Genomic DNA, 24645 nt, shown 5'->3' on the forward strand with positions numbered 1-24645 from the left:
GCGCGGCGCAGCGGCGGGTCCGCGGACCAGGTGGTCCTGATGGGCGACGTCGTCCTCGGCGTGGACATCGGCACGAGCAGCAGCAAGGCGGTGCTCGTGCGGCCGGACGGGGAGGTCGTGGCGTCGTCCTCACGTGCTCACCGCATGAGCCTGCCCCGTCCCGGGTGGGCGGAGATGGACGCCGAGGTGGACTGGTGGGGCGACGTCGTCGCCCTCTGCCGGGAGCTCGTGCCCCTCGTCCCGGCGGGGGACCGGTTGTCCGCCGTCTGCCCGAGCGGCATCGGCCCGTGCCTCGTGCTCGTCGGTGAGGACGGGCGCGCCCTCGGCCCCGCGGTGCTCTACGGCGTCGACTCGAGGGCCGGCGCGGAGGTGGACGAGCTCGGCGAGCGGCTCGGCCCCGCCGCGCTCGAGGAGCGCTGCGGGTCGGGCCTGTCGAGCCAGGCGCTCGGGCCGAAGCTGCTGTGGGCCCGGCGGGAGCGCCCCGAGGCCTGGGCGCGGGCCAGGACGTGGCACGGCTGCAGCTCCTTCGTCGTGTCGCGGCTGACGGGGGTCGACGCGCTCGACCACCACACGGCCAGCCAGTGCGACCCCCTCTACGACCTCCGCTCCCGGGGGTGGAGCGAGGACTGGGCGGTCGAGGTGGTGGGCGACCTCCCGCTGCCGCGGCTCGTCGCCCCGGACGACGTCGTCGGCGTCGTGACGGCATCGGCGTCCGCCCTGACGGGCCTGCCGGAGGACCTGCCCGTCGTCGCCGGGGCGGTGGACGCCTGGGTGGAGGCCCTCGGCGCGGGCGTGCGACGACCCGGTGACCTCATGCTCATGTACGGCTCGACGAGCTTCGCCGTCCAGGTGTCACCGGGCCTCCGCCGCCGGCCCCCCCTCTGGGCCACCTGCGGTCTCGACGAGGGCTCGTACACGCTGTCGGGCGGCACCGCGACGGCTGGCAGCCTCACGGCGTGGGTCCAGGACCTGACCGGCGGAGCGTCCTTCGAGGACCTGGTGCGTGAGGCCGGGGCGGTCGCACCCGGCGCCGACGGGCTCCTCGTCCTGCCCTACCTGGCGGGGGAGCGGACCCCCGTCTTCGACCCCCGCGCCCGAGGGGTCGTCGCCGGTCTGACCCTCCGCCACGGGCGGGGACACCTCTACCGGGCCGCCCTCGAGGGCATCGCCCTCGGTGTCGCCCAGGTCCTCGACCTCTTCAGCGACGCCGCCGGGGCGAGCCGCCCGGTCGTCGCCGTGGGCGGCGGGACCCGCGGAGGGCTGTGGACCCAGATCACGAGCGACGTCACCGGTCGGGCCCAGGTCGTGCCGGAGCAGGCCATCGGGGCCTCCTACGGCGCGGCGCTCCTGGCGGCCGAGGGCGTCGGGCTCGTCCCCCGTGGGACCGACTGGTCGCGCCCCGGTCGGCTCGTCGAGCCGGACCCGGCTCTGCGCGGTCTCTACGACGACCTCGCGGGTGCCTTCGCGTCCCTGTACCCGGCCACCCGGGAGGCCGTGGGAGTCCTGGCGGCCGTCGACGAGGGCGGTGGCACGAGGCCGGGCGCGCACGGCCGCCCCGGCGTCCCCGCCGATGCCCGTGAGCCGGGGGACCTTGCGTGAGGAGACGTCCAGCACCATCGTGCTCGCGTCGGGAGCAGTCACCGGCGCGCAGCACCCCAGCCCAGCCACGAGAGCCGGTCGCGACCGGCCGCGAGCGAGCGGAGACGCGATGACGCGCCTGCACGACGACCCCGCCACCTTCAGCGACGACGCCCTCGCCGGCTTCCTCGACGCGCACGCCGGGCGCGTCGTCGGCGTGCCCGGGGGCGTGGTCCGCGCCCGGGCGACGCGCGAGGGCAAGGTCGCCGTCGTCGTCGGCGGCGGGTCCGGCCACTACCCGGCGTTCTGCGGCGTCGTCGGACCCGGCTACGCCGACGGCGCCGTCGTCGGCAACGTCTTCACGTCGCCGTCGGCCACCGAGGCCGCCGCCGTGAGCCGCGCCGCGCACGGCGGGGGCGGCGTGCTCCTCACCACGGGCAACTACGCGGGCGACGTCCTCAACTTCGGCCTCGCCGTCGAGCACCTGCGCGCCGAGGGCCTGGACGCGCGGTACGTGGCCGTCACGGACGACGTCGCGAGCGCCGGCGGCGACGAGGTGGCCAAGCGCCGTGGCATCGCGGGCGACGTCACCGTCTTCAAGTGCGCCTGCGCCGCGGCCGAGGAGGGCCTCGACCTCGACGGTGTCGAGGAGGCGGCGCGGCGGGCCAACGACCGCACGCGCAGCCTCGGGGTGGCCTTCACGGGCTGCACCCTGCCCGGGGCGGACGCGCCGCTGTTCACCGTGCCCGAGGGCGTCATGAGCGTCGGGCTCGGCATCCACGGCGAGCCGGGCGTCTCCGACGAGGACATGCCGACGGCCGCCGAGCTGGCGGCGCGCCTCGTCGACGGCGTGCTGGCCGAGGCCCCCGAGGGCCTGGGGGACGGGCCGCGGCGCGTCGCCGCCGTCCTCAACGGCCTCGGCACCGTGAAGTACGAGGAGCTCTTCGTCCTCTGGAGGACGGTGGCGCGCCTGCTGCGCGAGGCAGGCCTCGAGGTCGTCGAGCCCGAGGTGGGCGAGCTCGTCACGAGCCTCGACATGGGGGGCGTCTCGCTCACGCTCATGTGGCTCGACGACGACCTCGAGCGCTGGTGGCGCGCCCCCGCGGACTCCCCGGCCTACCGCAAGGGCTCCACCGACGCCCTCGAGCAGGGTCCGGAGCGCTCGGCCGAGGAGGCCGCCGCGGCGTCCGCCCCGCCGCCGGAGGAGGCCTCGCGCGGGTCGGAGGAGTCCCGCGCGCTCGTGCCCGACGTCGTCCGCGGCGCCGAGGCGGTGGTGGCGGAGATGGCCGGCGCCGAGGACGAGCTGGGCCGCATCGACGCCGTCGCCGGTGACGGCGACCACGGCCGCGGGATGGTCCGCGGCAGCCGCGCCGCCCTCGACGCCGCCCGGGAGGCGCAGGAGCAGGGTCGCGGGACCGGCGGCGCCGTCCGTGCGGCGGGCGCCGCCTGGGCCGACCGCGCCGGCGGCACGAGCGGCGTGCTGTGGGGAGCGGCCCTGACCGCCGTCGGCGCCCGGCTGGGCGACGAGGCCCGCCCGGGTGCGGCCGACGTCGTCGACGCCGTCGACGCCGGCATGGAGGTCCTGCTGCGGCTCGGCGGCGCGTCGGTGGGCGACAAGACGATGCTCGACGCTATCGAGCCCTTCCGCACCGCGCTGCGCGAGCGCGTCGAGGCCGGCGACGACCTCGCCACCGCGTGGGACGCCGCGGCGACGTCGGCGGAGGAGGCGGCGACGGCGACGGCCGACCTCCGCCCGAGGGTGGGGCGCGCGCGGCCGCTGGCCGAGCGGAGCCTCGGCACCCCGGACGCCGGGGCGACCTCCTTCGGCCTGGTCGCCCGCACCCTCGCCGGGGTGCTGCGCGGCTGAGCCGGGGCGGGCCCGCGGAGGAGCGATCAGGGCATGGGCGGCGGAGACGCCGCGTTGGCCCAGGAGGACACGGACCCCGGACCGGACCCGGTCCGGACGCGACGAGCGGAGGAGGAGCTGTGGCGGAGCAGGGCTGGAGGGTCGTCGTCGGGGCCGACGACGCGGGCGTGCAGTACAAGGACGCGCTGAAGGCGGACCTCGAGGTGGACGAGCGCGTCGCCGAGGTGGTCGACGTCGGCGTCCACGGCGACGACGGCACGGCGTACCCCCACGTGGCGGTCGAGGCCGCCCGTCGGGTGGCGGACGGGCGCGCGGACCGCGCGCTGCTCGTGTGCGGGACCGGGCTCGGGGTCGCCATCAGCGCCAACAAGGTGCCCGGCGTCCGGGCCGTGACGGCGCACGACGGCTTCTCCGTCGAGCGCGCCGTCCTGTCCAACGACGCCCAGGTGCTGTGCTTCGGCCAGCGGGTCGTCGGCCTCGAGCTGGCGCGCCGTCTCGCCAAGGAGTGGCTGGGCTACCGCTTCGACCCGTCGTCGGCCTCGGCCGAGAAGGTCGAGGCCATCCGCGGCTACGAGCGGGAGACCGCCTCTCTGGCCACCGAGCGCGACGTCGACCTGGCCCGCTGCGACTGAGGCGCCGGTCTGAGGCGCTGGTCAGGGGGCGCCGCCGGGGGCGCACGAGGAGGGGCCGCCCCCGCCGAGGTCCACCTCGGCGGGGGCGGCCCCTCCTCGTCGTGAGCTGCCGGTCGTCGCTGCGGCCCCGTCGCGTCAGCAGGCGGCGACGGCCTGCGGCGCCCGGCTCCAGGCGGCGACGAGCGCCGCGGCGGTCGGGGCGCCCGCGCCGACGGTGACGTTGGTGTCGACGCCCGTGCTCGTGAGGGCGACGACGGTGCCGTCGGCGAGGAGCCACGGGCCGCCGCTGGCCCCCGGCGAGGTCTGCACGTCGCTCTGGACGGCGTCGGTGAGGGCGGCGCCGCCGACGCCGGCGAAGGCCGGCAGCACGGAGGACACCGTGCCCAGCTGGAGGCTCTGCCCCAGGCCGGAGGCGAAGCCGACGAGCGCGTGGGGGGTGCCGACGGGCGGGAGCTCCGTGGCGAGGGGGAGCGCCAGCCCGGGGTGCTCCGTGGGCAGGCGCAGGAGCGCCACGTCCTGCGCGACGTCGAGCCCGACGACCTGCGCCGTCTCGTAGCGGCCGCCCACGACGACCCCGAGGGACGCCGCGTCCTCGACGACGTGCGCGGCGGTCGCGAGCAGGTCGTCGCCGACGAAGAAGGCCGTGCCGGTCGAGGCGTCGCCCGGCGTGCAGCCCTCCCGGGAGACCTGCACGACCGAGCCCTCCACCGCGCGGTACAGGGCCGCCCAGTCGGGGGCCGCGGGGCTGCTCGCCGGGGCGGCGGACCGCTCCGCGGCCACCCGCGCGGACGCGGGGACGGCCGCGGACGAGGGGGAGGCGGCGCCGGCCGGGGCCACGGGCGCCGCGGCCACCGCGGCCACGGTCGCGGCCGTGGCCGTCCGCTCCTCCTCGAGCGCCCAGCGGGGGGCGGGGGCGCGGTAGACGCGCTCGAGCGAAGCCTCGGCGGTGCGGCCGGGCCGGTCGCCCGCGACCGCCCGGAGCTGCACCAGCACGCCGTCGCCGGGGACCACACCCACGAGGCGGGACGACCGTGCGGCCGCGTCGAGGACGACGGCCGGGGCGTCGTCGACGAAGAGCTCGTAGCCCGTCACCGCGGCGCCCGGTCCCTCGGGGGCCTCCCACGTGGCCACGACGGCGTCCCCGTCCGCGTGCAGGGCGAGCGCGCGGGGGGCCTCCGGCCGGGCGGTCGCCGCCACCGGGGCCATGCGCGGGGCCGCCTCCACCACGACCGGCGCGTCGACCGCGGCCACCGGGTCCGACGCCGCGGCGCCGCAGCCCGTGAGGACGAGGCCCACGGCGAGGGACGCGACGCGGGCGGCGGTCGAGCGGCGGGTGCGGGAGGCGGCCATGAGGGGTGTCCTTCGTCGGCGAGGGGCTGTGGTTGAAGCGTCACCTACCTTTCGCGGTCCGGCGAGGGGTGGACGGGGGCGTGCCCCGGACGGCTGCACCCGGACGGGGCACGGCGCTCGAGGTCGACGTCGCCCGTGCCGAGGCCGCCCACCCGGCACCTCCGGAGCGGACCCAGCGGCGCGTCCGGCGCAGACCCAGCGGCGCGTCCGGCGCGGCGCCCGTGGCGCCCCCGGCGAGGGGGCGCGTAGCCTCCACGTCAACGGCGTCGACCCGGCCATCACCGGCGAGCCCCCGGAAGAACGGTCGCCCCGCGGGGCGACCCGGTAGAACCGGGCGGGACCAGCCCGTCAGCGCTGGACAAGGAGCGGCGCTCCGCCCCACCGGGGCGGGGCGCAAGCGAGGTGGTACCGCGGGTGCCCGGCCGGACGCCGGACGCTCGTCCTCGCGGTCCGGAGCGCGCGCGCGTGCGCCCGGGGCGAGGAGGTCCCGCGATGACCACGGCCGAGGCCACCGGGCCTGACGAGAGCACCGGGTCCGAGGAGAGCACCGGCGCCCCCACGTCGCCACGGGGCGTCTACCCGCTCGCGTCCGCGGGGCGCACCGGCGCGGGGGGCGGGGTGCCGGCGTCGCCGTCGCTGCCCGACCTCGAGCGGCGCGTGCTCGGCTACTGGGCCGAGGACGGCACCTTCCGCGCCAGCGTCGACCAGCGGCCGGCGGGCGAGGACGGCGCCAACGAGTACGTCTTCTACGACGGGCCCCCCTTCGCCAACGGCCTGCCGCACTACGGCCACCTGCTCACGGGGTACGTCAAGGACGTCGTCCCCCGCTACCAGACGATGCGCGGGCGCCGGGTCGAGCGCCGCTTCGGCTGGGACTGCCACGGGCTGCCCGCCGAGCTCGAGGCCGAGCGGCAGCTCGGCATCGGCGGCAAGCGCGACGTCCTCGAGATGGGCATCGAGGTCTTCAACGAGGCGTGCCGCTCGAGCGTCCTGCGCTACACCGACGAGTGGCAGGAGTACGTCACCCGCCAGGCCCGCTGGGTCGACTTCGACCACGACTACAAGACCCTGGACCTCTCGTACATGGAGAGCGTCATGTGGGCCTTCAAGACGCTCCACGACAAGGGCCTCGTCTACGAGGGCCAGCGCGTGCTGCCGTACTGCTGGCGCGACGAGACGCCGCTGTCGAACCACGAGCTGCGGATGGACGACGACGTCTACCAGCAGCGGCAGGACCCGGCGGTGACCGTCTGGTTCGGCCTCGAGACCGGCGAGCGCCTGCTCGCCTGGACCACGACGCCGTGGACGCTGCCGAGCAACCTCGCCGTCGCCGTCGGGCCCGACGTCGACTACGTCGTCGTCGAGGCCGGCCCGGGGGCGGCCGATGGCGGCGCGGGGGAGCGGTACGTGCTCGCGGAGGCGCGGCTGGCCTCCTACGCCGAGGCCCTCGACCTCGGGGACGACCCGGCCGCGCGCGTCGTCCAGCGGCTGCGCGGCACCGACCTCGTCGGCCGCCGCTACGCGCCGCTGTTCGACTACCTGGCCGACGCGGACGTCTTCGGCACGGAGCGCGCGTTCGTCGTCGTCCCCAGCGACCACGTGACGACCGAGGACGGCACCGGCGTGGTGCACATGGCGCCCGCGTACGGCGAGGACGACCAGCGGGTCTGCGCCGAGCACGGCATCCCGGTCGTCCTCACGGTCGACGACCGCGCGCGCTTCACCTCGGTGGTGCCCGACTTCGAGGGCCAGCACGTCTTCGAGGCCAACACCCCCATCACGCGCGCGCTGCGCGAGCGCGGCCGCGTCCTGCGCGCCGACTCCTACGTGCACTCCTACCCGCACTGCTGGCGCTGCCGGAACCCGCTGATCTACCGCGCCGTCTCGTCGTGGTTCGTCGAGGTGACGAAGGTCCGGGACCGGATGGTCGAGCTCAACCAGCAGATCGAGTGGGTGCCCGGCCACGTCAAGGACGGCCAGTTCGGCAAGTGGCTGCAGGGCGCCCGCGACTGGTCGATCAGCCGCAACCGCTTCTGGGGCAGCCCCCTCCCCGTGTGGGTCTCGGACGACCCGGCGCACCCGCGCACCGACGTCTACGGCTCCCTCGACGAGCTGGAGCGCGACTTCGGCGTCCGCCCGACCGACCTGCACCGGCCCTTCGTCGACGAGCTGACCCGGCCGAACCCCGACGACCCGACGGGGCGCTCCACGATGCGCCGGGTGCCCGACGTCCTCGACGTCTGGTTCGACTCGGGCTCGATGCCCTTCGCGCAGGTCCACGCGCCGTTCGAGGACGGGGAGTGGTTCGACTCCCACTTCCCGGGCGACTTCGTCGTCGAGTACATCGGCCAGACGCGCGGCTGGTTCTACACGATGCACGTGCTGGCGACCGCGCTCTTCGACCGCCCGGCGTTCCGACGGGTGGTGAGCCACGGGATCGTCCTCGGCGACGACGGCCAGAAGATGTCGAAGAGCCTGCGCAACTACCCCGACGTCGGCGAGGTCTTCGCCCGCGACGGCTCCGACGCCATGCGCTGGTTCCTCATGGCCTCGCCGGTGCTGCGCGGGGGCAACCTCGTCGTCACCGAGGCGGGGATCCGCGAGGGCGTGCGCGCCGTGCTCCTGCCGCTGTGGAACGCGTGGTCCTTCCTCGCGCTCTACGCCGGCTCGGCCGACGGCGGGGCCGGGCGCGAGGCGCGCCTGGACGCCCCGGCCTCGGAGGACCTCCTCGACCGGTACGTCGTCGCCCGGACGGCGGCGCTCGTCGACGACGTCACCGCGGCGCTCGACGTCGTCGACGTCGCGGGCGCCTGCGAGGCGGTGCGCGAGTACGTCGACGTCCTCACCAACTGGTACGTGCGCCGCTCGCGGGCGCGCTTCTGGGGCGAGGACCCGGCGGCCATGGACACCCTGGCGCGGGTGCTCGAGGTCGTCTGCCGGGTGGCCGCGCCGCTGCTGCCGCTGACGACGGAGGAGGTCTGGCGGGGCCTCACCGGCGGGCGCAGCGTGCACCTGGAGGACTGGCCCGTCCCGGGCCCGCGCGAGGAGGGGGGCCACGGCCTGGCGCACGACCCCGACCTCGTGGCGGCGATGGACCGCGTGCGCGCGGTCTGCTCCGCGGCGTCGTCGCTGCGCAAGGCGCACGGGCTGCGCACGCGCCTCCCGCTCGCGCGCCTCGAGGTGGTCGTCGACGACCCGGCGTCGCTCGAGCCCTTCGCCGACGTCGTCCGCGACGAGGTCAACGTGCGGGAGGTCGTGCTGCGCAGCACGGCCGACGCGGGCGGCGGCGTCGTCGAGCGCGTCGTCGTCAACGCGCGGGCCGCCGGCCCGCGGCTCGGGAAGCAGGTGCAGGTGGCGCTGCGCGCCGCCAAGGCCGGCGACGTGGAGGTCGGCGACGACGGGTCCGTCGTCGCCGGCGGCATCGCCCTGCAGGAGGGGGAGTACGAGGTGCAGCGGGTCGTGGGGCAGCAGGCCGCCGGCACGGCGGCCCAGGTGCTGCCCGGCCGGGCGGGCTGGGTCGTGCTGGCGACGGAGGTGACGCCGGAGCTCGCCGCCGAGGGCGTGGCGCGCGACGTCGTCCGGCTCGTGCAGCAGGCGCGGCGCGACGCCGGTCTCGCCGTCGGCACCCGCATCCGGCTGACGGTGGTCGGGGACGAGCCGGTCTGGGAGGCGGTCATGGCCCACCAGGGGCTGGTCATGGGGGAGGTGCTCGCCGACAGCGTCGGCGCCGTCACCTTCGACGCGGCGCGCGACCTCGGGGGCGCCGCCGGCGACCTCGCGGACGCGGCCGCGGACCCGGCGGGGGGCGTGAGCGACGGCACCGCCGGCGACGGCGCCCGCGTGCGCGTCCGGGTGGAGGCCCGGTGAGCGCCGGGGGCGGCCCCGGCCGCACGCCCGCGGAGCGGCTGCGCGCCGCGCACGCCGAGCTGCTCTCCCGCACGCCCGAGAACGCGGTGCAGCCGCGGCTCGACCCGGTGCGCCGGGCGCTGGAGCTCCTCGGCGACCCGCACCGGGCCTACCCGGTGGTGCACGTCGGCGGCACGAACGGCAAGACCTCGACCGCGCGCATCGCCGAGCGGCTGCTGCGCGAGCACGACCTGCGCACCGGGCGCTTCACCAGCCCGCACCTGCACAGCGTCACCGAGCGGATCAGCGTCGACGGCCTGCCCCTGGCCGACGACGCCTTCGCCGACCTCCACGAGGACGTCGCCCCCTACCTCGCCCTCGTCGACGGCGAGCTGCGGACGGCGGGCGAGGTGCCGCTCACGTACTTCGAGGCGCTCGCCGTCATGGCCTTCGCCGCCTTCGCCGAGGCGCCGGTCGACGTCGCCGTCGTCGAGGTCGGGCTGGGCGGGACGTGGGACGCGACGAACGTCGTCGAGTCGGCGGTGCAGGTCATCACGCCGATCTCGCTGGACCACACCGAGCTGCTCGGGCCGACGGTCGAGGACATCGCCCGCGAGAAGGCGGGCATCCTGCGCCGGGACGCCATCGCCGTGGTCGGCCTGCAGCCCGACGGCGTCGACGAGGTGCTCGGCGAGCGGGCGGCGGAGCTGCGCACGCGGGTGGTGCGGGAGGACCATCACTTCGCCCTCGCCGGGCGCTCGGTGGCCGTCGGCGGCCAGCTCATCGCCGTGCAGGGCCTGGCGGCGCGCTACGAGGACGTCTTCCTGCCGCTGCACGGCGCGCACCAGGCCCACAACGCCGCGGTCGCGGTCGTGGCCGTCGAGGCCCTGCTCGGCGGGGGCGAGCGCGCGCTCGACGGGGCCGTGCTGGAGACGGCCCTCGGTGACGTGGCCTCGCCCGGGCGGCTGGAGGTCCTGAGGCCCTCGCCGCTCGTCGTCGCCGACGCCGCCCACAACCCGGCCGGCGTCGCGACGCTCGTCGACGCGCTCGAGGAGGCCTTCGCCGTCCGCCACGGCGTCGGCGTCGTCGGGGTGCTCGAGGGCAAGGACGCCGAGGGGATCCTCGCGCTCCTGGAGCCGGCGCTCGAGGAGGTCGTCGTCACGCGCTCCTCCTCGCCGCGCGCCGTGGACGTCGAGGTCCTCGCCGGCATCGCTCGCGACGTCTTCGGCGAGGACCGCGTGCACGTCGCCGAGCGGCTCGACCAGGCCATCGCGACCGCCGTCGACCTCGCCGACGTCGGCGGCGGCGGGTCCGGCGGGGTCCTCGTCACGGGGTCGGTCACGGTGGCCGCCGAGGCGCGCCAGCTCCTGGGGGCGGCCGCCGTCGACGCGCCGGGGCGCTCGCGCGGCGCCGGGCCCGCGGCGGGCGGCGAGGACGAGGGCGACGGTGGGCCCGGGGACGAGCGCGAGCCGCTCGACATCCTCGGCTACCCGCTGGACCTCGACGGCGACGAGGCCGCGGGGCGGCTCGGCGTCGACCCCGACCCCAAGGACGACCCGGGCGACGGACCGCTCGGCGGGGCGCGGTGACCGCCCGCCTCGCCGCCTCGGTGCTCGTCCTCGAGGCGTTCCTCGTCTTCTTCGCCGTCCTCGCCGCCTCGCAGCTCTCGGACGCCCCGGCCGGCCTCGTCTGGGGCGGCGGCCTCGGGCTGGCCGTCGTGCTGCTGCTGGCGTCCGGGCTCGTGCGGCGGCCGTGGGGCATCGCGCTCGGGTGGGTGCTGCAGGCGGTCGTCGTCCTCGGCGGCCTCGTCCTGCCGGCGATGTTCGCCCTCGGGGCCCTCTTCGCCGTCGTCTGGTTCGCCATGATCCGCCTCGGCCGGAAGGTGGAGCGCGACCGCGCCGCGTTCGTCGAGCGCTGGGGGCACCCCGACACGTGGGACGACGGCCAGCCGCCGGCCGGGGCCCCCACGCGGGGCTGAGCGGCGCCCGCGGGTCCAGGGGCGCGCCGGGTCGAGCCGGCCCCCCGCCGCCCACGTCACCTCGGGCGTCGCCGCAGGGCCCGTCCGACCTGGCGACGGCCGTCCGCCGTCGTCGACGTCCCGCGCCCGACGGCGACGACGAGGGCGGGCCGGGGGCGGTCGCTAGGCTCCGCGGCGGCCCGGCGTCCGCCGCGGCCGCCGCCGCGCCGGGCGACCGGCCGACGACCGGAGGACCACCCATGGCCGACCAGCAGCAGACCCCCGAGGACCAGCCGGAGCGCACGCTCGTGCTCGTCAAGCCCGACGGCGTCGCGCGCGGTCTCGTCGGGGAGGTGCTGCGCCGGGTGGAGGCCAAGGGCTACCGCCTCGTGGCGCTCGACCTGCGCACGCCCGCGCGCGAGGTCCTCGCCCAGCACTACGCCGAGCACGAGGGCAAGCCCTTCTACGAGCCGCTGGTCGCCTTCATGTCCTCCGGGCCGGTGGCGGCGGTCGTCGTCGAGGGGCAGCGCTGCGTCGAGGGCTTCCGCAGCCTCGCCGGCGCGACCGAGCCGACCGCGGCCGCGCCCGGCACCATCCGCGGCGACCTGGGGCGCGACTGGGGCCTCGCCGTCCAGCAGAACCTCGTGCACGGCTCGGACTCCCCGGAGTCGGCCGCCCGCGAGATCGCCCTCTGGTTCCCGGGCTCCTGAGGCCCCGGTGACGGGCGGCCGCGGGCCCGACGGGCCGGGCGGCCGCCCCGTCGCGGGGTAGCCTTCCCGGGTCCACCGCCCCCGCCCGCCGGGAGTCCGCATGCCCCCCGCCGACACCACGGCCGACGACGACACGACGCCCCACGGCCCCACGGCCGACGGCAGCGCGGCGCCCGGCGCCCCGGCGCTGCCCGAGGCGCTCGACGCGGCGGCGGCGCGCACGGCCCGCGACGGCCGCTCGGTGCTGCACCGCCTCGAGGCGCTGCTGCCGCGCGTCAGCAAGCCCGTCCAGTACGTCGGCGGCGAGCTCAACGCCACCACGAAGGAGTGGGACTGCGCCGGCCCCGCCACGGTGCGCTGGGCCCTCATGTACCCCGACGCCTACGAGGTCGGCGTGCCCAACCAGGGCGTCATGATCCTCTACGAGGTGCTCAACGAGCGGGTCGACGCCCTGGCCGAGCGCACCTACGCGGTGTGGCCGGACCTCGAGGCGCTCATGCGCGAGCACGGCGTCCCGCAGTTCACCGTGGACGGGCACCGCCCGGTGGGCGACTTCGACCTCCTGGGCGTCTCCTTCGCCACGGAGCTCGGGTACACCAACCTGCTGACGGCGCTCGACCTCGCCGGCGTGCCCCTGCGCAGCGCCGAGCGCACCGAGGAGCACCCGCTCGTCGTCGCGGGCGGCCACGCCGCCTTCAACCCCGAGCCGGTCGCCGACTTCCTCGACGCCGTCGTGCTCGGCGACGGCGAGCAGGCCGTCCTCGCCGTCACCGACCTCGTGCGCGCCTTCAAGGAGGAGGGCTCGCCGGGCGGCCGGGAGGAGCTGCTGCTGCGCCTCGCGCGCTCCGGCGTCGTCTACGTGCCGCGCTTCTACGACGTCGCCTACGGCGACGACGGGGCCCTGGCGTCCGTCGCGCCGAACCGGGACGGCGTGCCGTGGCGCGTCGTCAAGCACACCGTCATGGACCTCGACGCCTGGCCGTACCCCAAGCAGCCGCTCGTGCCGCTGGCCGAGAGCGTCCACGAGCGCATGAGCGTGGAGATCTTCCGCGGGTGCACGCGCGGCTGCCGGTTCTGCCAGGCCGGGATGATCACGCGGCCGGTGCGCGAGCGCTCCGCCGAGGGCATCGGCGCCATGGTGCAGAAGGGCCTCGAGGCCACCGGCTTCGAGGAGGTCGGGCTGCTGTCCCTGTCCTCGGCGGACCACAGCGAGATCGCCGAGGTCACCAAGGGCCTCGCCGACCGCTACGAGGGCACCGAGACGGGCCTGTCCCTGCCGAGCACCCGCGTCGACGCCTTCAACATCGAGCTCGCCAACGAGCTCTCGCGGAACGGGCGCCGCTCCGGGCTGACCTTCGCCCCCGAGGGCGGCAGCGAGCGCCTGCGCCGCGTCATCAACAAGATGGTGAGCGAGGAGGACCTCATCGCCACCGTCGCCACGGCCTTCGCCAACGGCTGGCGGCAGGTGAAGCTCTACTTCATGTGCGGCCTCCCCACGGAGACCGACGAGGACGTCCTCCAGATCGCCGAGATGGCCAAGCGGGTCATCGCGACGGGCCGCCAGGTCTCCGGGCGCAGCGACATCCGCTGCACCGTGTCCATCGGCGGCTTCGTGCCCAAGCCGCACACCCCCTTCCAGTGGGCGCCCCAGCTCTCGCACGAGGAGACCGACGCCCGGCTGGCCAAGCTGCGCGACGCGATCCGCTCCGACCGGCGCTACGGCCGGGCCATCGGCTTCCGGTACCACGACGGCAAGCCCGGCGTCGTGGAGGGCTTGCTGTCCCGGGGCGACCGGCGGCTGGCCGACGTCGTCGAGGCGGTGTGGCGCGACGGCGGCCGCTTCGACGGCTGGAGCGAGCACTTCTCCTACGAGCGCTGGGAGCGGGTGGCCCAGCGCGTCCTCGCCGCCCACGGCCTCGACGTCGACTGGTACACGACCCGTGAGCGCGACCTGGACGAGGTGCTGCCGTGGGACCACCTGGACTCCGGCCTGGACAAGGACTGGCTCTGGGAGGACTGGCAGGAGGCCCTGTCGGGGGTCGAGGTCGACGACTGCCGCTGGACCCCGTGCTTCGACTGCGGCGTCTGCCCGACGACGGACACGAGCATCCAGGTCGGCCCCTCCGGCCGGCCGATGCTGCCCCTGAGCGTCGTGCGGGCCTCCGGGGTCCTCGAGGGCGCCGGCACCAGCGCGGGGGGCACCCCCTGAGCGCGGTGCGCATCCGCCCGGCCGTGCTCGAGGCGGCCGGTGACGTGGCGGCGCTGGCGCTGCTGCGCCGCGCGGCCGCCTCCGAGGCCGGGCCCGTGCCCGCCGACGACGACTTCGGCCGCCGCTTCACCGCGTGGGTCCGGGCGCAGGCGCACCAGCGCACCTTCTGGCTCGCGGAGTCGCGGGGCGGCGGGGAGCGGCCCGCCGGCATGCGCCTGCCGGTGGGCATGGTGGGCCTCACGCGCTACGAGCGGCCGCCGCGCCCGGGCGAGCCGGTGACGACGGCGTGGGGCTACCTCGGCGCGCTGTTCGTGCTGCCCGACCACCGGGAGGGCGGCACCGGGGGAGCGCTCGTCGAGGCCGCGCTGGCGCACGCGCGCGACACCGGCCTCGTCCGCGTCGTGCTGTCGCCGGGCGGCACCCGCGCCGCGCCCCTCTACAAGCGGCTCGGCTTCCGCACGGCCAAGGAGCTGCTCGTGCACCCCCTCGAGCGCGACGTCCCGGAGGACGACGAGCCCGCGGGCCTCGACGACCTCGTCCACCCGCTGGACCTCCACCCGCTCGACTGACGTCGCGCCGGGCGCCGGCGCCGACCGCCGTCCCGCAGGCCCCGACGCCCCGACGCCCCGACGCACCCCTGGAGCACCCGTGGCCAGCCGCACCCCCGAGGGACCGCCTCCGCCCCCCGCCGTCCAGCGGCTGCGCCTGCGCTACGCCCGTCGGGAGCGCCTGCGCTTCTCCAGCCACCGCGACTTCCAGCGCGCGCTGGAACGGGCCCTGCGCCGCGCCGAGGTGCCCATGGCGTACTCGGCGGGCTTCTCCCCGCACCCCAAGGTCTCCTACGCGGGCGCGGCGCCCACCGGCTCGGCCAGCGAGGCCGAGTACGTCGAGATCGCCGTGACGGCGCGCTGCGACCCCGAGCGGCTGCGCGCCGCCCTCGACGCGGCCCTGCCCCCCGGGCTCGACGTCCTCGAGGTCGTCGAGGTGCCGCTGCACGGGGCCACGCCGCTCGCGGACCTGCTCGAGGCCGGCGTGTGGGAGGTGGCGCTCCTCGGCGTGGGCGAGGCCGAGGCCCGGCGCGCCGTCGACGCCCTCCTCGCCGCCGGGTCGGCCGAGGTCGAGCGGGTGACGACCAAGGGGCGGCGGGTCCTCGACGTCCGCCCCGCCGTGCTGCGCCTCGACGTCGTCGACCCGGCGGCCGCCCGCTCGACGACCGGCCGGGCCCTCGCCGCGTCGTCGGCGGCGAGCGGGGAGCCCTGTGCGATACTCCACCTGGTCGTCCGGCACGCCGCACCTGCCGTCCGACCCGACGACGTCCTCACCGCGCTCCGCGGGGTGTCCGACCTCGCGCCGCCGGAAGCGCCTCGCGCGACCCGGCTGGCGCAGGGGCCGCTCCTGGAGGGCGCGGCGGCCGTGGCGGATCCACTGGCCGCCGAGCGAGGTGCCGTCGGCGTCTGAGCCCCACCGCGCGCGCTCACCGGAGCCCGCTGCGCGGCCCGGACGCACCCCACGACTTCCGTCGCCCCCGGGCGACGACGAAAGGCCCGCGCGAGCTGGTGCGGCGCGACGCGCGGCCCAGAACGGGAGCGCCCCCGTGGCACCGACCGACACCCCCGACCAGCCGGCGGACACCGAGGGCGGCACGCCGCCCACCGCGCCGCCGCGCCGGCGCCGCGCCGCCTCACGGCCGGCCGGCCCGCCCTCCGCGGGCCCGTCCTCCCCGGCCTCGTCCGACGACGCCTCGACCGACGACTCCAGGGCGAGCGGGGCGCCGTCGGACGACCGGCCGGCCGCCGCGCAGCCCGTCGAGGCGCTCGCCACGACCTCCGCCGGGGAGGGCGCGGCCGAGGAGGCGCCGGCCCCCGCCCGCCGGGCGCCGCGGCGCCGGGCCACCCGGGCCGTCTCCTCGCCGAGGGCCGGGGCGGACGGCGGCGCCGAGGCGCCCGACGCCCCCGCCGACGCCTCGCCGCAGGCTGCGGAGACCGAGCAGGTCCAGGCCCCGGCGCCCGAGCAGGCCGCCCCCGCCGACCCCTCCTCGGGGCCGCAGCAGCCGGCCGAGGAGGAGGCGCCGGCGCCGAAGGCCCGCCGTCGTCGCGCCCCGCGCCGAGCCGCGGCCGCCGCAGGCGCCGCGGAGTTCCCGGGCGCGTCCAGCACGTCCGAGGAGCCCAGCACGTCCGAGGAGCCCAGCACGTCCGAGGAGCCCAGCACGACCGAGGCGCCGGGCGCGCCCGAGGTCCCGGGCACGACCGGTGCGTCGGCCGGGACCGGTGACGCCGCGACGGCCGGGGCCACCTCGACCGACGCCGCGCCGACCGGGGCGACACCCGACGAGGACGGCGCCGGGTCCTCCGCGCCGCCCCGTCGCCGCGCCCCCCGGGCGCGCAGCGGGAGCCGCAGCGCCGCGCAGGCGGCCCTGGCGGCCGAGCTCGCCGTCGCACCGGGCGAGGCGGAGGACGCCCCCGGCGAGCCCTCGGTCGAGACCGCGCAGCGGGCGGAGACCGACGCCGAGGAGACCTCGGCCGTCGTGCCCGACGCCGGTACGACCGACGCCGGTACGACCGACGCCGGTACGACCGACGCCGTCGCGACGGACGACACGACGGACGCGGCCGCCGCGTCGTCCTCCGACGACGAGGACGTCACGGCTGCGCCGGTCGACGCGCCCCTCGCCGCAGAGGAGGCGGAGAGCGCGCAGACCTCGGAGGAGGAGCCCGCGCCGTCGGTGCCCGCGGCCCTCTTCCAGGCGCCGGTCGTGGCGGTCGCCCCGGTGCGCCGTCGCCGGGCCGCGTCGCGGCCCGCGGGCCCGCCCGTCCACCTGGAGACCCCGCCGGCCCCCGACGCCGGTGCGGCGACGGCCGACGCCCCCGCCGACCGCGACCGCGTCGTCGACGGCGGTTCTGACCGCTCCGCCGTCGACCGCTCCACCGACGACCGTTCCACCGACCACCGCTCCACGGGCCCGGGGGCCGCCGCCGACGCGTCGGCGACGGCCGGGGCCACGGACGAGGAGGAGGGCGCCGCCGCGTCCTCCGGCCAGGACGCCGGCGCCGCCCTCGCCGCCGCCCTCGACGAGCTGGGCCAGGGGTCGCGCCGCGGGCGCTCGCGCCGCCGCCGCGGGAGTGACGACGCCGCGGCCGGGCGCGCCGACGCCGAGGGCGAGCCCGTCGACGGCGGCGCGACGGAGCAGCAGAGCGACGAGCGCGCCGACGAGGGGGCCGACGAGCAGGCCGAGGGCCGTGGCGGCGCCGGGACCGACGACGAGCAGGGCGACGACGGGGGCCGTCGCCGCCGCCGTCGCGGCGGTCGCGGCCGCAAGCGCCGCTCCGGCGGCGACGACGAGCAGGGCGCCGGCGAGCAGGCCGGCGCCGAGGGCTCCGCGGAGCAGGACGCCGGTGACGCCGACCAGATCGAGCGGCGTCCCGGCCGAGGCCGCGACCGGGCCGACGACCGGGCCGACGACCGCGCCGACGACCGGGCCGACGACGCGACCGGCGGCGAGGACGACCCGTCCCGCGACGGCGCGGACCAGTCCCGTGACGACGCGGACCAGGGGGACGAGCAGGGCGGCTCGAGCCGTCGCCGTCGTCGGCGTCGCCGCAGCGGCTCGGGCGGGGACGCGGACGGCGGCGCGGGCTCCGAGGACGACCGCCAGCGCCGCCGCGCCGAGGAGGAGGTGACGGGCCTCAAGGGGTCCACCCGCCTCGAGGCCAAGCGCCAGCGCCGTCGCGACGGGCGCGACGGCGGACGCCGTCGGCCGATCGTCACCGAGGCGGAGTTCCTGGCGCGCCGCGAGAGCGTCGAGCGGGTCATGGTCGTGCGCGAGCGCGGCGACCGGACCCAGATCGCCGTGCTCGAGGACGGCGTGCTCGCCGAGCACTACGTCGCCCGGCGCACGCAGACCTCCATGGTGGGCAACGTCTACCTCGGCAAGGTGCAGAACGTCCTCCCGAGCATGGAGGCCGCCTTCGTCGACGTCGGCCGCGGGCGCAACGCCGTCCTCTACGCCGGCGAGGTCGACTGGGACGCCGCGGGCCTGCAGGGCCAGCCGCGCCGGATCGAGCTGGCGCTCAAGGCCGGCGACCCGGTGCTCGTCCAGGTGACGAAGGACCCGGTGGGCCACAAGGGCGCCCGCCTCACCAGCCAGGTCTCGCTGCCCGGCCGCTACCTCGTCTACGTGCCCCACGGCTCGATGACGGGCATCAGCCGCAAGCTCCCCGACGTCGAGCGGGCGCGCCTCAAGAAGATCCTCAAGGCCGTGGTGCCCGAGGGCGCCGGCGTCATCGTCCGCACGGCGGCCGAGGGCGCGAGCGAGGAGGAGCTGCGCCGCGACGTCGAGCGCCTGCAGGAGCAGTGGGCCTCGATCGAGCGCCGCTCGACGTCGGTCGCCGCGCCGAACGCGCTCTCGACGGAGCCCGACCTCGCCGTCAAGGTGGTCCGCGACGTCTTCAACGAGGACTTCACCCGCCTCGTGGTCGAGGGCGACGACGCGTACGCGGTCGTCAGCGAGTACGTCGGCGGCGTGGCCCCCGACCTCGCGGACCGGGTCGTGCGCTCCGAGGACGCCGACGTGTTCGCCACCTACCGGGTCGACGAGCAGATCGCGAAGGCGCTCGACCGCAAGGTGTGGCTGCCGAGCGGCGGGTCGCTCGTCATCGACCGCACCGAGGCGATGACGGTCGTCGACGTCAACACCGGCAAGTTCACGGGCTCCGGCGGCAACCTCGAGGAGACCGTCACCCGGAACAACCTCGAGGCCGCCGAGGAGGTCGTGCGCCAGCTCCGGCTGCGCGACATCGGCGGCATCATCGTCGTCGACTTCATCGACATGGTCCTCGAGAGCAACCGCGACCTCGTCCTGCGGCGTCTCGTGGAGTGCCTCGGGCGCGACCGCACCAAGCACCAGGTCGCCGAGGTCACCTCGCTGGGCCTCGTGCAGATGACCCGCAAGCGGGTGGGGCAGGGCCTCATCGACGTCTTCAGCGAGCCGTGCGAGCACTGCGGCGGCCGGGGCGTGCTCCTCCACGAGGAGCCGCTCACCGGGAAGGGCGGCGACGACGCCGGCGCTCGCGGCGGGCGCCGCGGCAGCGGTCAAGAGCAAGGCGAGGGCGACCGGGACGGCGGGGACGGCGGCGGACGCTCGCGCCGCTCGCGCCGGGGCCGCAGCGGCTCGGGCGACGGCGACGGCTCCGGCGCGGCCGAGGCCGCCGGGGAGCCGGCCGAGGCGCCCGACGAGGCCGGCCGGCGCGCCGCGTCGGCCCGCGAGGTGGCCGAGGCCATCGCCCGCGTCGCCCGCGCCTCCCGCCACGAGCACGAGGCCGCCGTGGCCGTGGCCGAGCAGGAGGGCGGCGCCGCCGACGCCGCGCAGGCCGCGGCCGTCGTCGAGGCGGCCGTCGGCGCGGTGCGCGGGCGGTCCGCCGAGGAGGCGCCCGAGCCGGCGACCTCGGCCCCCGCGGAGGGCGCGACCTCCGGGTCCGCGGACGACGCTCCCGACACCGCCACCGCGGTGGACGACGCGGCGCCCGCGCCGGAGGAGGCGCCGCCCGTGCAGGACGAGCCGGTCGCCGCCCCGCGCAAGCGGACGCGCCGGGGAGCGCGCCGCGCCGCGGGCCCGGTGGGCGGCGCCGCGGCGGCCTCCGCGGGGACGGACGAGCCGGTGGTGGGCACCCAGGAGGTGGCCGACCCGGCCGTCGGCGCCCAGGAGGTCGGCACCCAGGAGCCGGACCTCGACGGGGCCGGGGCCGTCGTCGAGGAGACGGCGCCCGCGCCGTCGGCGTCGTCGGAGGAGGCGTCGTCGCAGGAGGCGTCGTCGCAGGAGGCTCCCGCCGACGAGCCGGTGTCCGACGAGCCGGTAGCGGGCGACCGCTGACGCACGGCACGGGGCCCGCCGTCCGGCGGGCCCCGTGCCCCGGCGCGCCGCGCCGGGGGGCCCGGGTTTGACCCCCTCGCCGCGCCGTCCGTACTCTTGCCCCCGGCGCACCACCGGTGCGCCCAGCGCCGTGCGCGCCCCGAGCCCCCGCAGCCGCGGGGGAGCGGTCCCGGTCCGCCAGGTCCTCGCGACCGGGTGGCCGCGCCGGCCGCGACCGAGCAGCAGATGCAGCCGTTCCGCCGGTCCATGACCGGTCGACGTCAGGAGAGTCCCGTGGTGTACGCGATCGTCCGCGCCGGTGGCCGGCAGGAGAAGGTGTCGGTGGGCAGCGAGCTGCTCATCGACCGGGTCGGCGGCGGCACCCCCGCGGCGGGCACCACGCTCCAGCTGGCGCCCCTCCTGCTCGTCGACGGCGCGACCGTCACGAGCGAGGCCTCCGCCCTGTCCGGCGTCACGGTGACCGCCGAGGTCGTCGACGAGGTCAAGGGCCCCAAGATCACGATCCTGCGGTACAAGAACAAGACGGGCTACCGCAAGCGCCAGGGCCACCGCCAGAAGCACACCCGGGTGCGCATCACCGCGATCGACAGCTGACGGGCGCGGCGGCCCCGCCGCCGCTCCCGCAGCAGCACCGGCGCCCCCCCGGGCGCCACCCCCCGACCCACCACCGGAGCCCACCACCGGGGCCCCTCGCCGACGGAGGCACAGCCATGGCACACAAGAAGGGCGCGAGCTCCAGCCGCAACGGCCGCGACTCGAACGCGCAGCGACTCGGCGTCAAGCGCTTCGGCGGCGAGCAGGTCACGGCCGGCTCGATCATCGTGCGCCAGCGCGGCACCCACTTCCACCCGGGCGACAACGTCGGCCGCGGCAAGGACGACACCCTCTTCGCCCTCACGCCCGGCGCGGTGCTCTTCGGCACCCGCCGCGGCCGTCGCACGGTCAACGTCGTGGCCCCCGCCGCGACCGAGGCCGTCGCCGACTGACACCAGCACCACCGCCGCCGGCGCGCGCTGGCGACGACCCGCGAGAGGGGTGAGCCGGTCGGCTCACCCCTCTCGCGCGTCCGGCCCCCGCCGGGCGCCCCACCGCAGCACCCAGAGCGGCGCCCCGACCACGGGGTCCGCCGGAGCCAGGAGGCCCCCGTGCCGATGTTCGTGGACCGCGTCGTCCTGCACGTGGCGGGCGGCAGCGGGGGGCACGGCTGCACGTCCGTCCACCGGGAGAAGTTCAAGCCCCTCGGCGGGCCCGACGGCGGCAACGGCGGTCGCGGCGGCAGCGTCCGCCTCGTCGTGGACGCGTCGACGACGACGCTGCTCGAGTACCACCACGCCCCGCACCGGGTCGCCGCCAACGGCCGCCCCGGCATGGGCTCGCACCGCCACGGCGGGGCGGGGGAGGACCTCGTCCTCCGCGTGCCGCCGGGCACGGTCGTCAAGGACGCGGCCGACGGCTCCCTGCTCGCCGACCTCGTGCACGTCGGCACCGACGTCGAGCTGGCCCCCGGCGGCGCCGGCGGCCTCGGCAACGCCGCCCTGGCGACCACCCGCCGGAAGGCTCCCGGCTTCGCCCTCCTCGGCGAGCCCGGCTGGTCGGGCGACGTCGTCCTCGAGCTCAAGTCGCTCGCCGACGTCGCCCTCGTGGGCTTCCCCAGCGCCGGCAAGTCCAGCCTCGTCGGCGCGCTGTCCGCGGCCAAGCCGAAGATCGCCGACTACCCCTTCACCACGCTGGTGCCCAACCTCGGCGTCGTCGTGGCCGGCGACGAGCGCTTCGTCGTCGCCGACGTGCCGGGGCTCGTCGAGGGCGCCAGCGAGGGCAAGGGGCTCGGGCTGCAGTTCCTGCGGCACGTCGAGCGCACGGCCGCGATCGTCCACGTCCTCGACTGCGCCACGCTCGAGCCGGGCCGCGACCCGCTGAGCGACCTCGAGACCATCGAGGCGGAGCTGGCCCGCTACGCCGTGGACCTCACCGCCACGGGCGAGCCGGGGCTCCCGCTCGAGGAGCGGCCCGTTCTCGTCGTGCTCAACAAGGTCGACGTGCCCGAGGCGCGCGAGCTGGCCGACTTCGTGCGCCCCGAGCTGGAGGCGCGCGGCCACGAGGTGCTCGAGGTCTCGGCGGCCTCCCGCGAGGGGCTGCGCGAGCTGTCCTTCGCCATGGCCGCCCTCGTGCGCCGGGCGCGGGCCGCCGTCCCGGAGCCGGAGGCGCCCCGCGTCGTCCTGCGCCCGCGGGCCGTCGACGAGACCGGCTTCACCGTCACCCGCGAGGAGGCCGAGGACGCCACCGACGGCGTGCGCTTCCGCGTGCTCGGGTCCAAGCCGGAGCGGTGGGTCCGCCAGACCGACTTCAGCAACGACGAGGCCGTCGGCTACCTCGCCGACCGCCTCGCGAAGCTCGGCGTCGAGGAGGAGCTCTTCGCGAAGGGGGCGGTCGCCGGCTCCGAGGTCGTCATCGGCGACGACCGCTCGGCGCGCGGCGCCGTCGTCTTCGACTGGGACCCGACCCTCGTCGGCGGCGCCGAGCTCCTCGGCGGTCGGCGGGGCGAGGACCCCCGGCTCCTGGGGGACGACCGTCCGACCCGCGGGGAGCGGCGGCGCCTGCAGGAGGAGCGCAAGGCCGCCCGCGCCACCACGCAGGCCGAGCTCGAGGCCGAGCGGCTCGCCGACCGCCGCGCCGAGCGCGCCGCGCGCGGCGACGGCTGAGCGTGGCCGCGAGCGCGCCGGGGCCGTCCGGCGGGCCGAGCGGCCCGGCGGCGCCGGAGGGCGCCTCGTCCGTGCGGTCGCGGGCCGACCTCGCCTCGGCGCGCCGCGTCGTCGTCAAGGTCGGCTCGTCGTCCCTCACGACGGCCGCGGGCGGGCTCGACGAGGGCCGGCTGGGCGCCCTCGTCGCCGCGGTGCAGGACGTGCGCGGGCGCGGCGCGGAGGTGGTGCTCGTGTCCTCGGGCGCCATCGCCGCCGGGCTCGCCCCGCTCGGCCTGGACCGTCGCCCGCGGGACCTCGCCACCCAGCAGGCCGCCGCGAGCGTCGGGCAGGGCCTGCTCGTCGCCGCCTACGAGCGCGCGCTCGGGCGCTCCGGCACGCCGGTCGGGCAGGTGCTGCTCACGGCCGAGGACGTCGTGCGGCGCGGCCACTACCGCAACGCGCAGCGCACCCTCGAGCGGCTGCTCGGGCTCGGCGTCCTGCCGGTCGTCAACGAGAACGACACCGTGGCGACCGACGAGATCCGCTTCGGCGACAACGACCGGCTCGCCGCCCTCGTGGCGCACCTCGTGCGCGCCGACGCGCTCGTGCTGCTCTCCGACGTCGACGCGCTCCACGACGGCCCGCCCGGGCGCCCCGGCAGCCGGCGGGTGCCCCTCGTCGCGTCCGCCGCCGACCTGGCCGACGTCGTCGTCGGCGGCACCGGCGGCGCGGGCCTCGGCACCGGCGGCATGGCGACCAAGCTCGCCGCCGCGGGCATCGCCACCTCGTCCGGGGTGCCCGTGCTCCTGACGAGCGCGGCGCTGGCGGGCGAGGGCCTCGCGGGCGCGGACGTCGGCACGTGGTTCGCGGCCACGGGGCGCCGTCGCCGCACCCGGCTGCTGTGGCTGGCCCACGCCGCCCGGTCGCGCGGCTCGCTCGTCCTCGACGACGGCGCGGTGCGGGCCGTGCGCGACCGCGGCGCCTCCCTGCTGCCCGCGGGCGTGCGGGAGGTGCGGGGCGAGTTCGAGGCCGGCGACGCCGTCGACCTCCTCGACGGGACCGGCGCCGTGCTCGCGCGGGGACTCGTCGGCTACGCCGCGGCGGAGGTGCCCGCCCTCCTCGGCCGCTCCACCAGCGACCTGGCCCGCGACCTCGGGCCGGGCTGGGACCGCGTGCTCGTGCACCGCGACGACCTCGTGCTCGTCCCGCCGGCACCCGGGTGACGGAGGCGCCACCTCCGCCGTGAGCGCCCTCCAGGTGGTGGAGGTGGCGTCACCTTCGCCCTTGGGGCACCTTCTGGCGTGAAGAGGGCGTCACCTTCGCCCTGGGGGGCCCTCCTGGCGTGAAGGGGGCGTCACCTTCGCCCTGGGGGTGACTCCTGGCGTGAAGGTGACGTCACCTTGGCCCTGGCGGCCGCCGACGGGCCCTCTCGGGGTCAGGCGCCGCGGGCGGCGCGGGCCCGGACGGCGAGGACGGCGAGGGCGTAGGCCTCCTCGACGTCGTCCGCGCGCGAGGAGCGCTCCCCGTCCGCGTCGCGGGTGTGCACGACGAAGGCGCCGTCCTCCGGCACCAGGCCCGCGAAGGCGTCGCCGAGCATCTCCCGCAGCTGGCCCTCGCGGGGCAGCCAGACGGCCTGCTCGGCCGCGACGGAGTCCAGGGCCCACTCGGTGGTGCCGTTGAAGCCGAGCACCCGGCCGGTCGCGTGGTCCTGGGCCTCCACGACCATCTCGGACAGGACGAAGACGTCGTCGTCCATGCCGCGGTCGGTGATGACGAAGCGGTCGCCGGACGCGGGCTCCCAGGCCACGCCGGACGTCGCCAGCGCGCGGGCGGTGGGGACGGAGATCACGGGTGCCTCCCGGGGTCGGTGTCCTCCGATGCTGCGCCCCGGCGCCCCCGGGGCGCCACCGCGCGGCGGGTCGGGGCCCGGGGCCCTCCCGCCGGGGCGCCCC

17 protein-coding genes are annotated in these 24645 nt (G+C 77.7%); 15 read left to right on the forward strand and 2 right to left on the reverse strand.

The features are described from left to right. Positions 1-39 precede the first annotated feature (39 nt). The 3 genes from Q0789_RS09700 to Q0789_RS09710 all read left to right on the forward strand — a co-directional run bounded on the left by Q0789_RS09700 (position 40) and on the right by Q0789_RS09710 (position 4077). Positions 40-1599, forward strand: coding sequence for an FGGY family carbohydrate kinase (locus Q0789_RS09700; protein ID WP_298804601.1), 1560 nt, complete (start codon positions 40-42; stop codon positions 1597-1599). Between the two features lie 109 nt (positions 1600-1708). After that, positions 1709-3445: a dihydroxyacetone kinase family protein gene (locus Q0789_RS09705; protein ID WP_298804602.1), complete on the forward strand. Its 1737-nt coding sequence runs from the start codon at positions 1709-1711 to the stop codon at positions 3443-3445. A gap of 119 nt (positions 3446-3564) precedes the next feature. Further along, positions 3565-4077, forward strand: a complete 513-nt coding sequence (locus Q0789_RS09710; protein ID WP_298804603.1) for a ribose-5-phosphate isomerase — start codon at positions 3565-3567, stop codon at positions 4075-4077. Between the two features lie 135 nt (positions 4078-4212). Here Q0789_RS09710 and Q0789_RS09715 read toward each other — a convergent pair whose 3' ends face one another. Next, positions 4213-5427 carry a trypsin-like peptidase domain-containing protein gene (locus Q0789_RS09715; protein ID WP_298804604.1) on the reverse strand — a complete coding sequence of 405 codons (1215 nt, stop codon included), beginning with the start codon at positions 5425-5427 and terminating at the stop codon, positions 4213-4215. Positions 5428-5919: 492 nt separating this feature from the next. Between Q0789_RS09715 and ileS the strand changes: the two genes are divergently transcribed. The 12 genes from ileS to proB all read left to right on the forward strand — a co-directional run bounded on the left by ileS (position 5920) and on the right by proB (position 23916). After that, positions 5920-9294: an isoleucine--tRNA ligase gene (ileS, locus tag Q0789_RS09720; RefSeq protein WP_298804606.1), complete on the forward strand. Its 3375-nt coding sequence runs from the start codon at positions 5920-5922 to the stop codon at positions 9292-9294. After that, complete coding sequence (locus Q0789_RS09725; RefSeq protein WP_298804608.1) at positions 9291-10862, forward strand: folylpolyglutamate synthase/dihydrofolate synthase family protein; 1572 nt, start codon at positions 9291-9293, stop codon at positions 10860-10862. Before ileS ends, Q0789_RS09725 begins: the two co-directional genes overlap by 4 nt. Then, positions 10859-11251 carry a DUF4233 domain-containing protein gene (locus tag Q0789_RS09730; protein WP_298804610.1) on the forward strand — a complete coding sequence of 131 codons (393 nt, stop codon included), beginning with the start codon at positions 10859-10861 and terminating at the stop codon, positions 11249-11251. Before Q0789_RS09725 ends, Q0789_RS09730 begins: the two co-directional genes overlap by 4 nt. Before the next feature lie 239 nt (positions 11252-11490). Beyond that, the gene (ndk, locus tag Q0789_RS09735) at positions 11491-11940 is read left to right on the forward strand and encodes a nucleoside-diphosphate kinase (protein ID WP_298804612.1); all 450 of its coding nucleotides are present in this window, start codon (positions 11491-11493) and stop codon (positions 11938-11940) included. 100 nt (positions 11941-12040) lie between these two features. Then, entirely contained in the window at positions 12041-14149 is a 2109-nt protein-coding gene (locus tag Q0789_RS09740) for a TIGR03960 family B12-binding radical SAM protein (RefSeq protein WP_298804614.1), read from the forward strand. A 5-nt stretch (positions 14150-14154) separates the two neighbouring features. Further along, positions 14155-14718, forward strand: coding sequence for a GNAT family N-acetyltransferase (locus Q0789_RS09745; protein ID WP_298804615.1), 564 nt, complete (start codon positions 14155-14157; stop codon positions 14716-14718). A 79-nt stretch (positions 14719-14797) separates the two neighbouring features. After that, complete coding sequence (locus tag Q0789_RS09750) at positions 14798-15607, forward strand: TIGR03936 family radical SAM-associated protein (protein WP_298804617.1); 810 nt, start codon at positions 14798-14800, stop codon at positions 15605-15607. Positions 15608-15743: 136 nt separating this feature from the next. Next, complete coding sequence (locus tag Q0789_RS09755; RefSeq protein WP_298804619.1) at positions 15744-20015, forward strand: Rne/Rng family ribonuclease; 4272 nt, start codon at positions 15744-15746, stop codon at positions 20013-20015. 276 nt (positions 20016-20291) lie between these two features. Then, on the forward strand, positions 20292-20609 hold the full coding sequence (gene rplU / locus Q0789_RS09760; protein WP_298804662.1) for a 50S ribosomal protein L21: 318 nt from the start codon (positions 20292-20294) through the stop codon (positions 20607-20609). 116 nt (positions 20610-20725) lie between these two features. Further along, on the forward strand, positions 20726-21001 hold the full coding sequence (gene rpmA, locus Q0789_RS09765; RefSeq protein ID WP_171203520.1) for a 50S ribosomal protein L27: 276 nt from the start codon (positions 20726-20728) through the stop codon (positions 20999-21001). A gap of 159 nt (positions 21002-21160) precedes the next feature. Next, positions 21161-22714, forward strand: coding sequence for a GTPase ObgE (gene obgE, locus Q0789_RS09770; protein ID WP_363326136.1), 1554 nt, complete (start codon positions 21161-21163; stop codon positions 22712-22714). A gap of 71 nt (positions 22715-22785) precedes the next feature. Beyond that, positions 22786-23916 (forward strand): glutamate 5-kinase, encoded by a 1131-nt coding sequence (gene proB / locus Q0789_RS09775; protein WP_363326137.1) that lies wholly within the window; start codon positions 22786-22788, stop codon positions 23914-23916. A 212-nt stretch (positions 23917-24128) separates the two neighbouring features. Here the strand turns inward: proB and Q0789_RS09780 are convergent, their stop codons facing one another. Beyond that, the gene (locus tag Q0789_RS09780) at positions 24129-24542 is read right to left on the reverse strand and encodes a pilus assembly protein CpaE (RefSeq protein ID WP_298804624.1); all 414 of its coding nucleotides are present in this window, start codon (positions 24540-24542) and stop codon (positions 24129-24131) included. Between the last annotated feature and the right edge of the window lie 103 nt (positions 24543-24645).

Origin of the sequence: uncultured Pseudokineococcus sp. (assembly GCF_947499845.1) — a bacterium.
Classification (GTDB): Bacteria; Actinomycetota; Actinomycetes; order Actinomycetales; family Quadrisphaeraceae; genus Pseudokineococcus.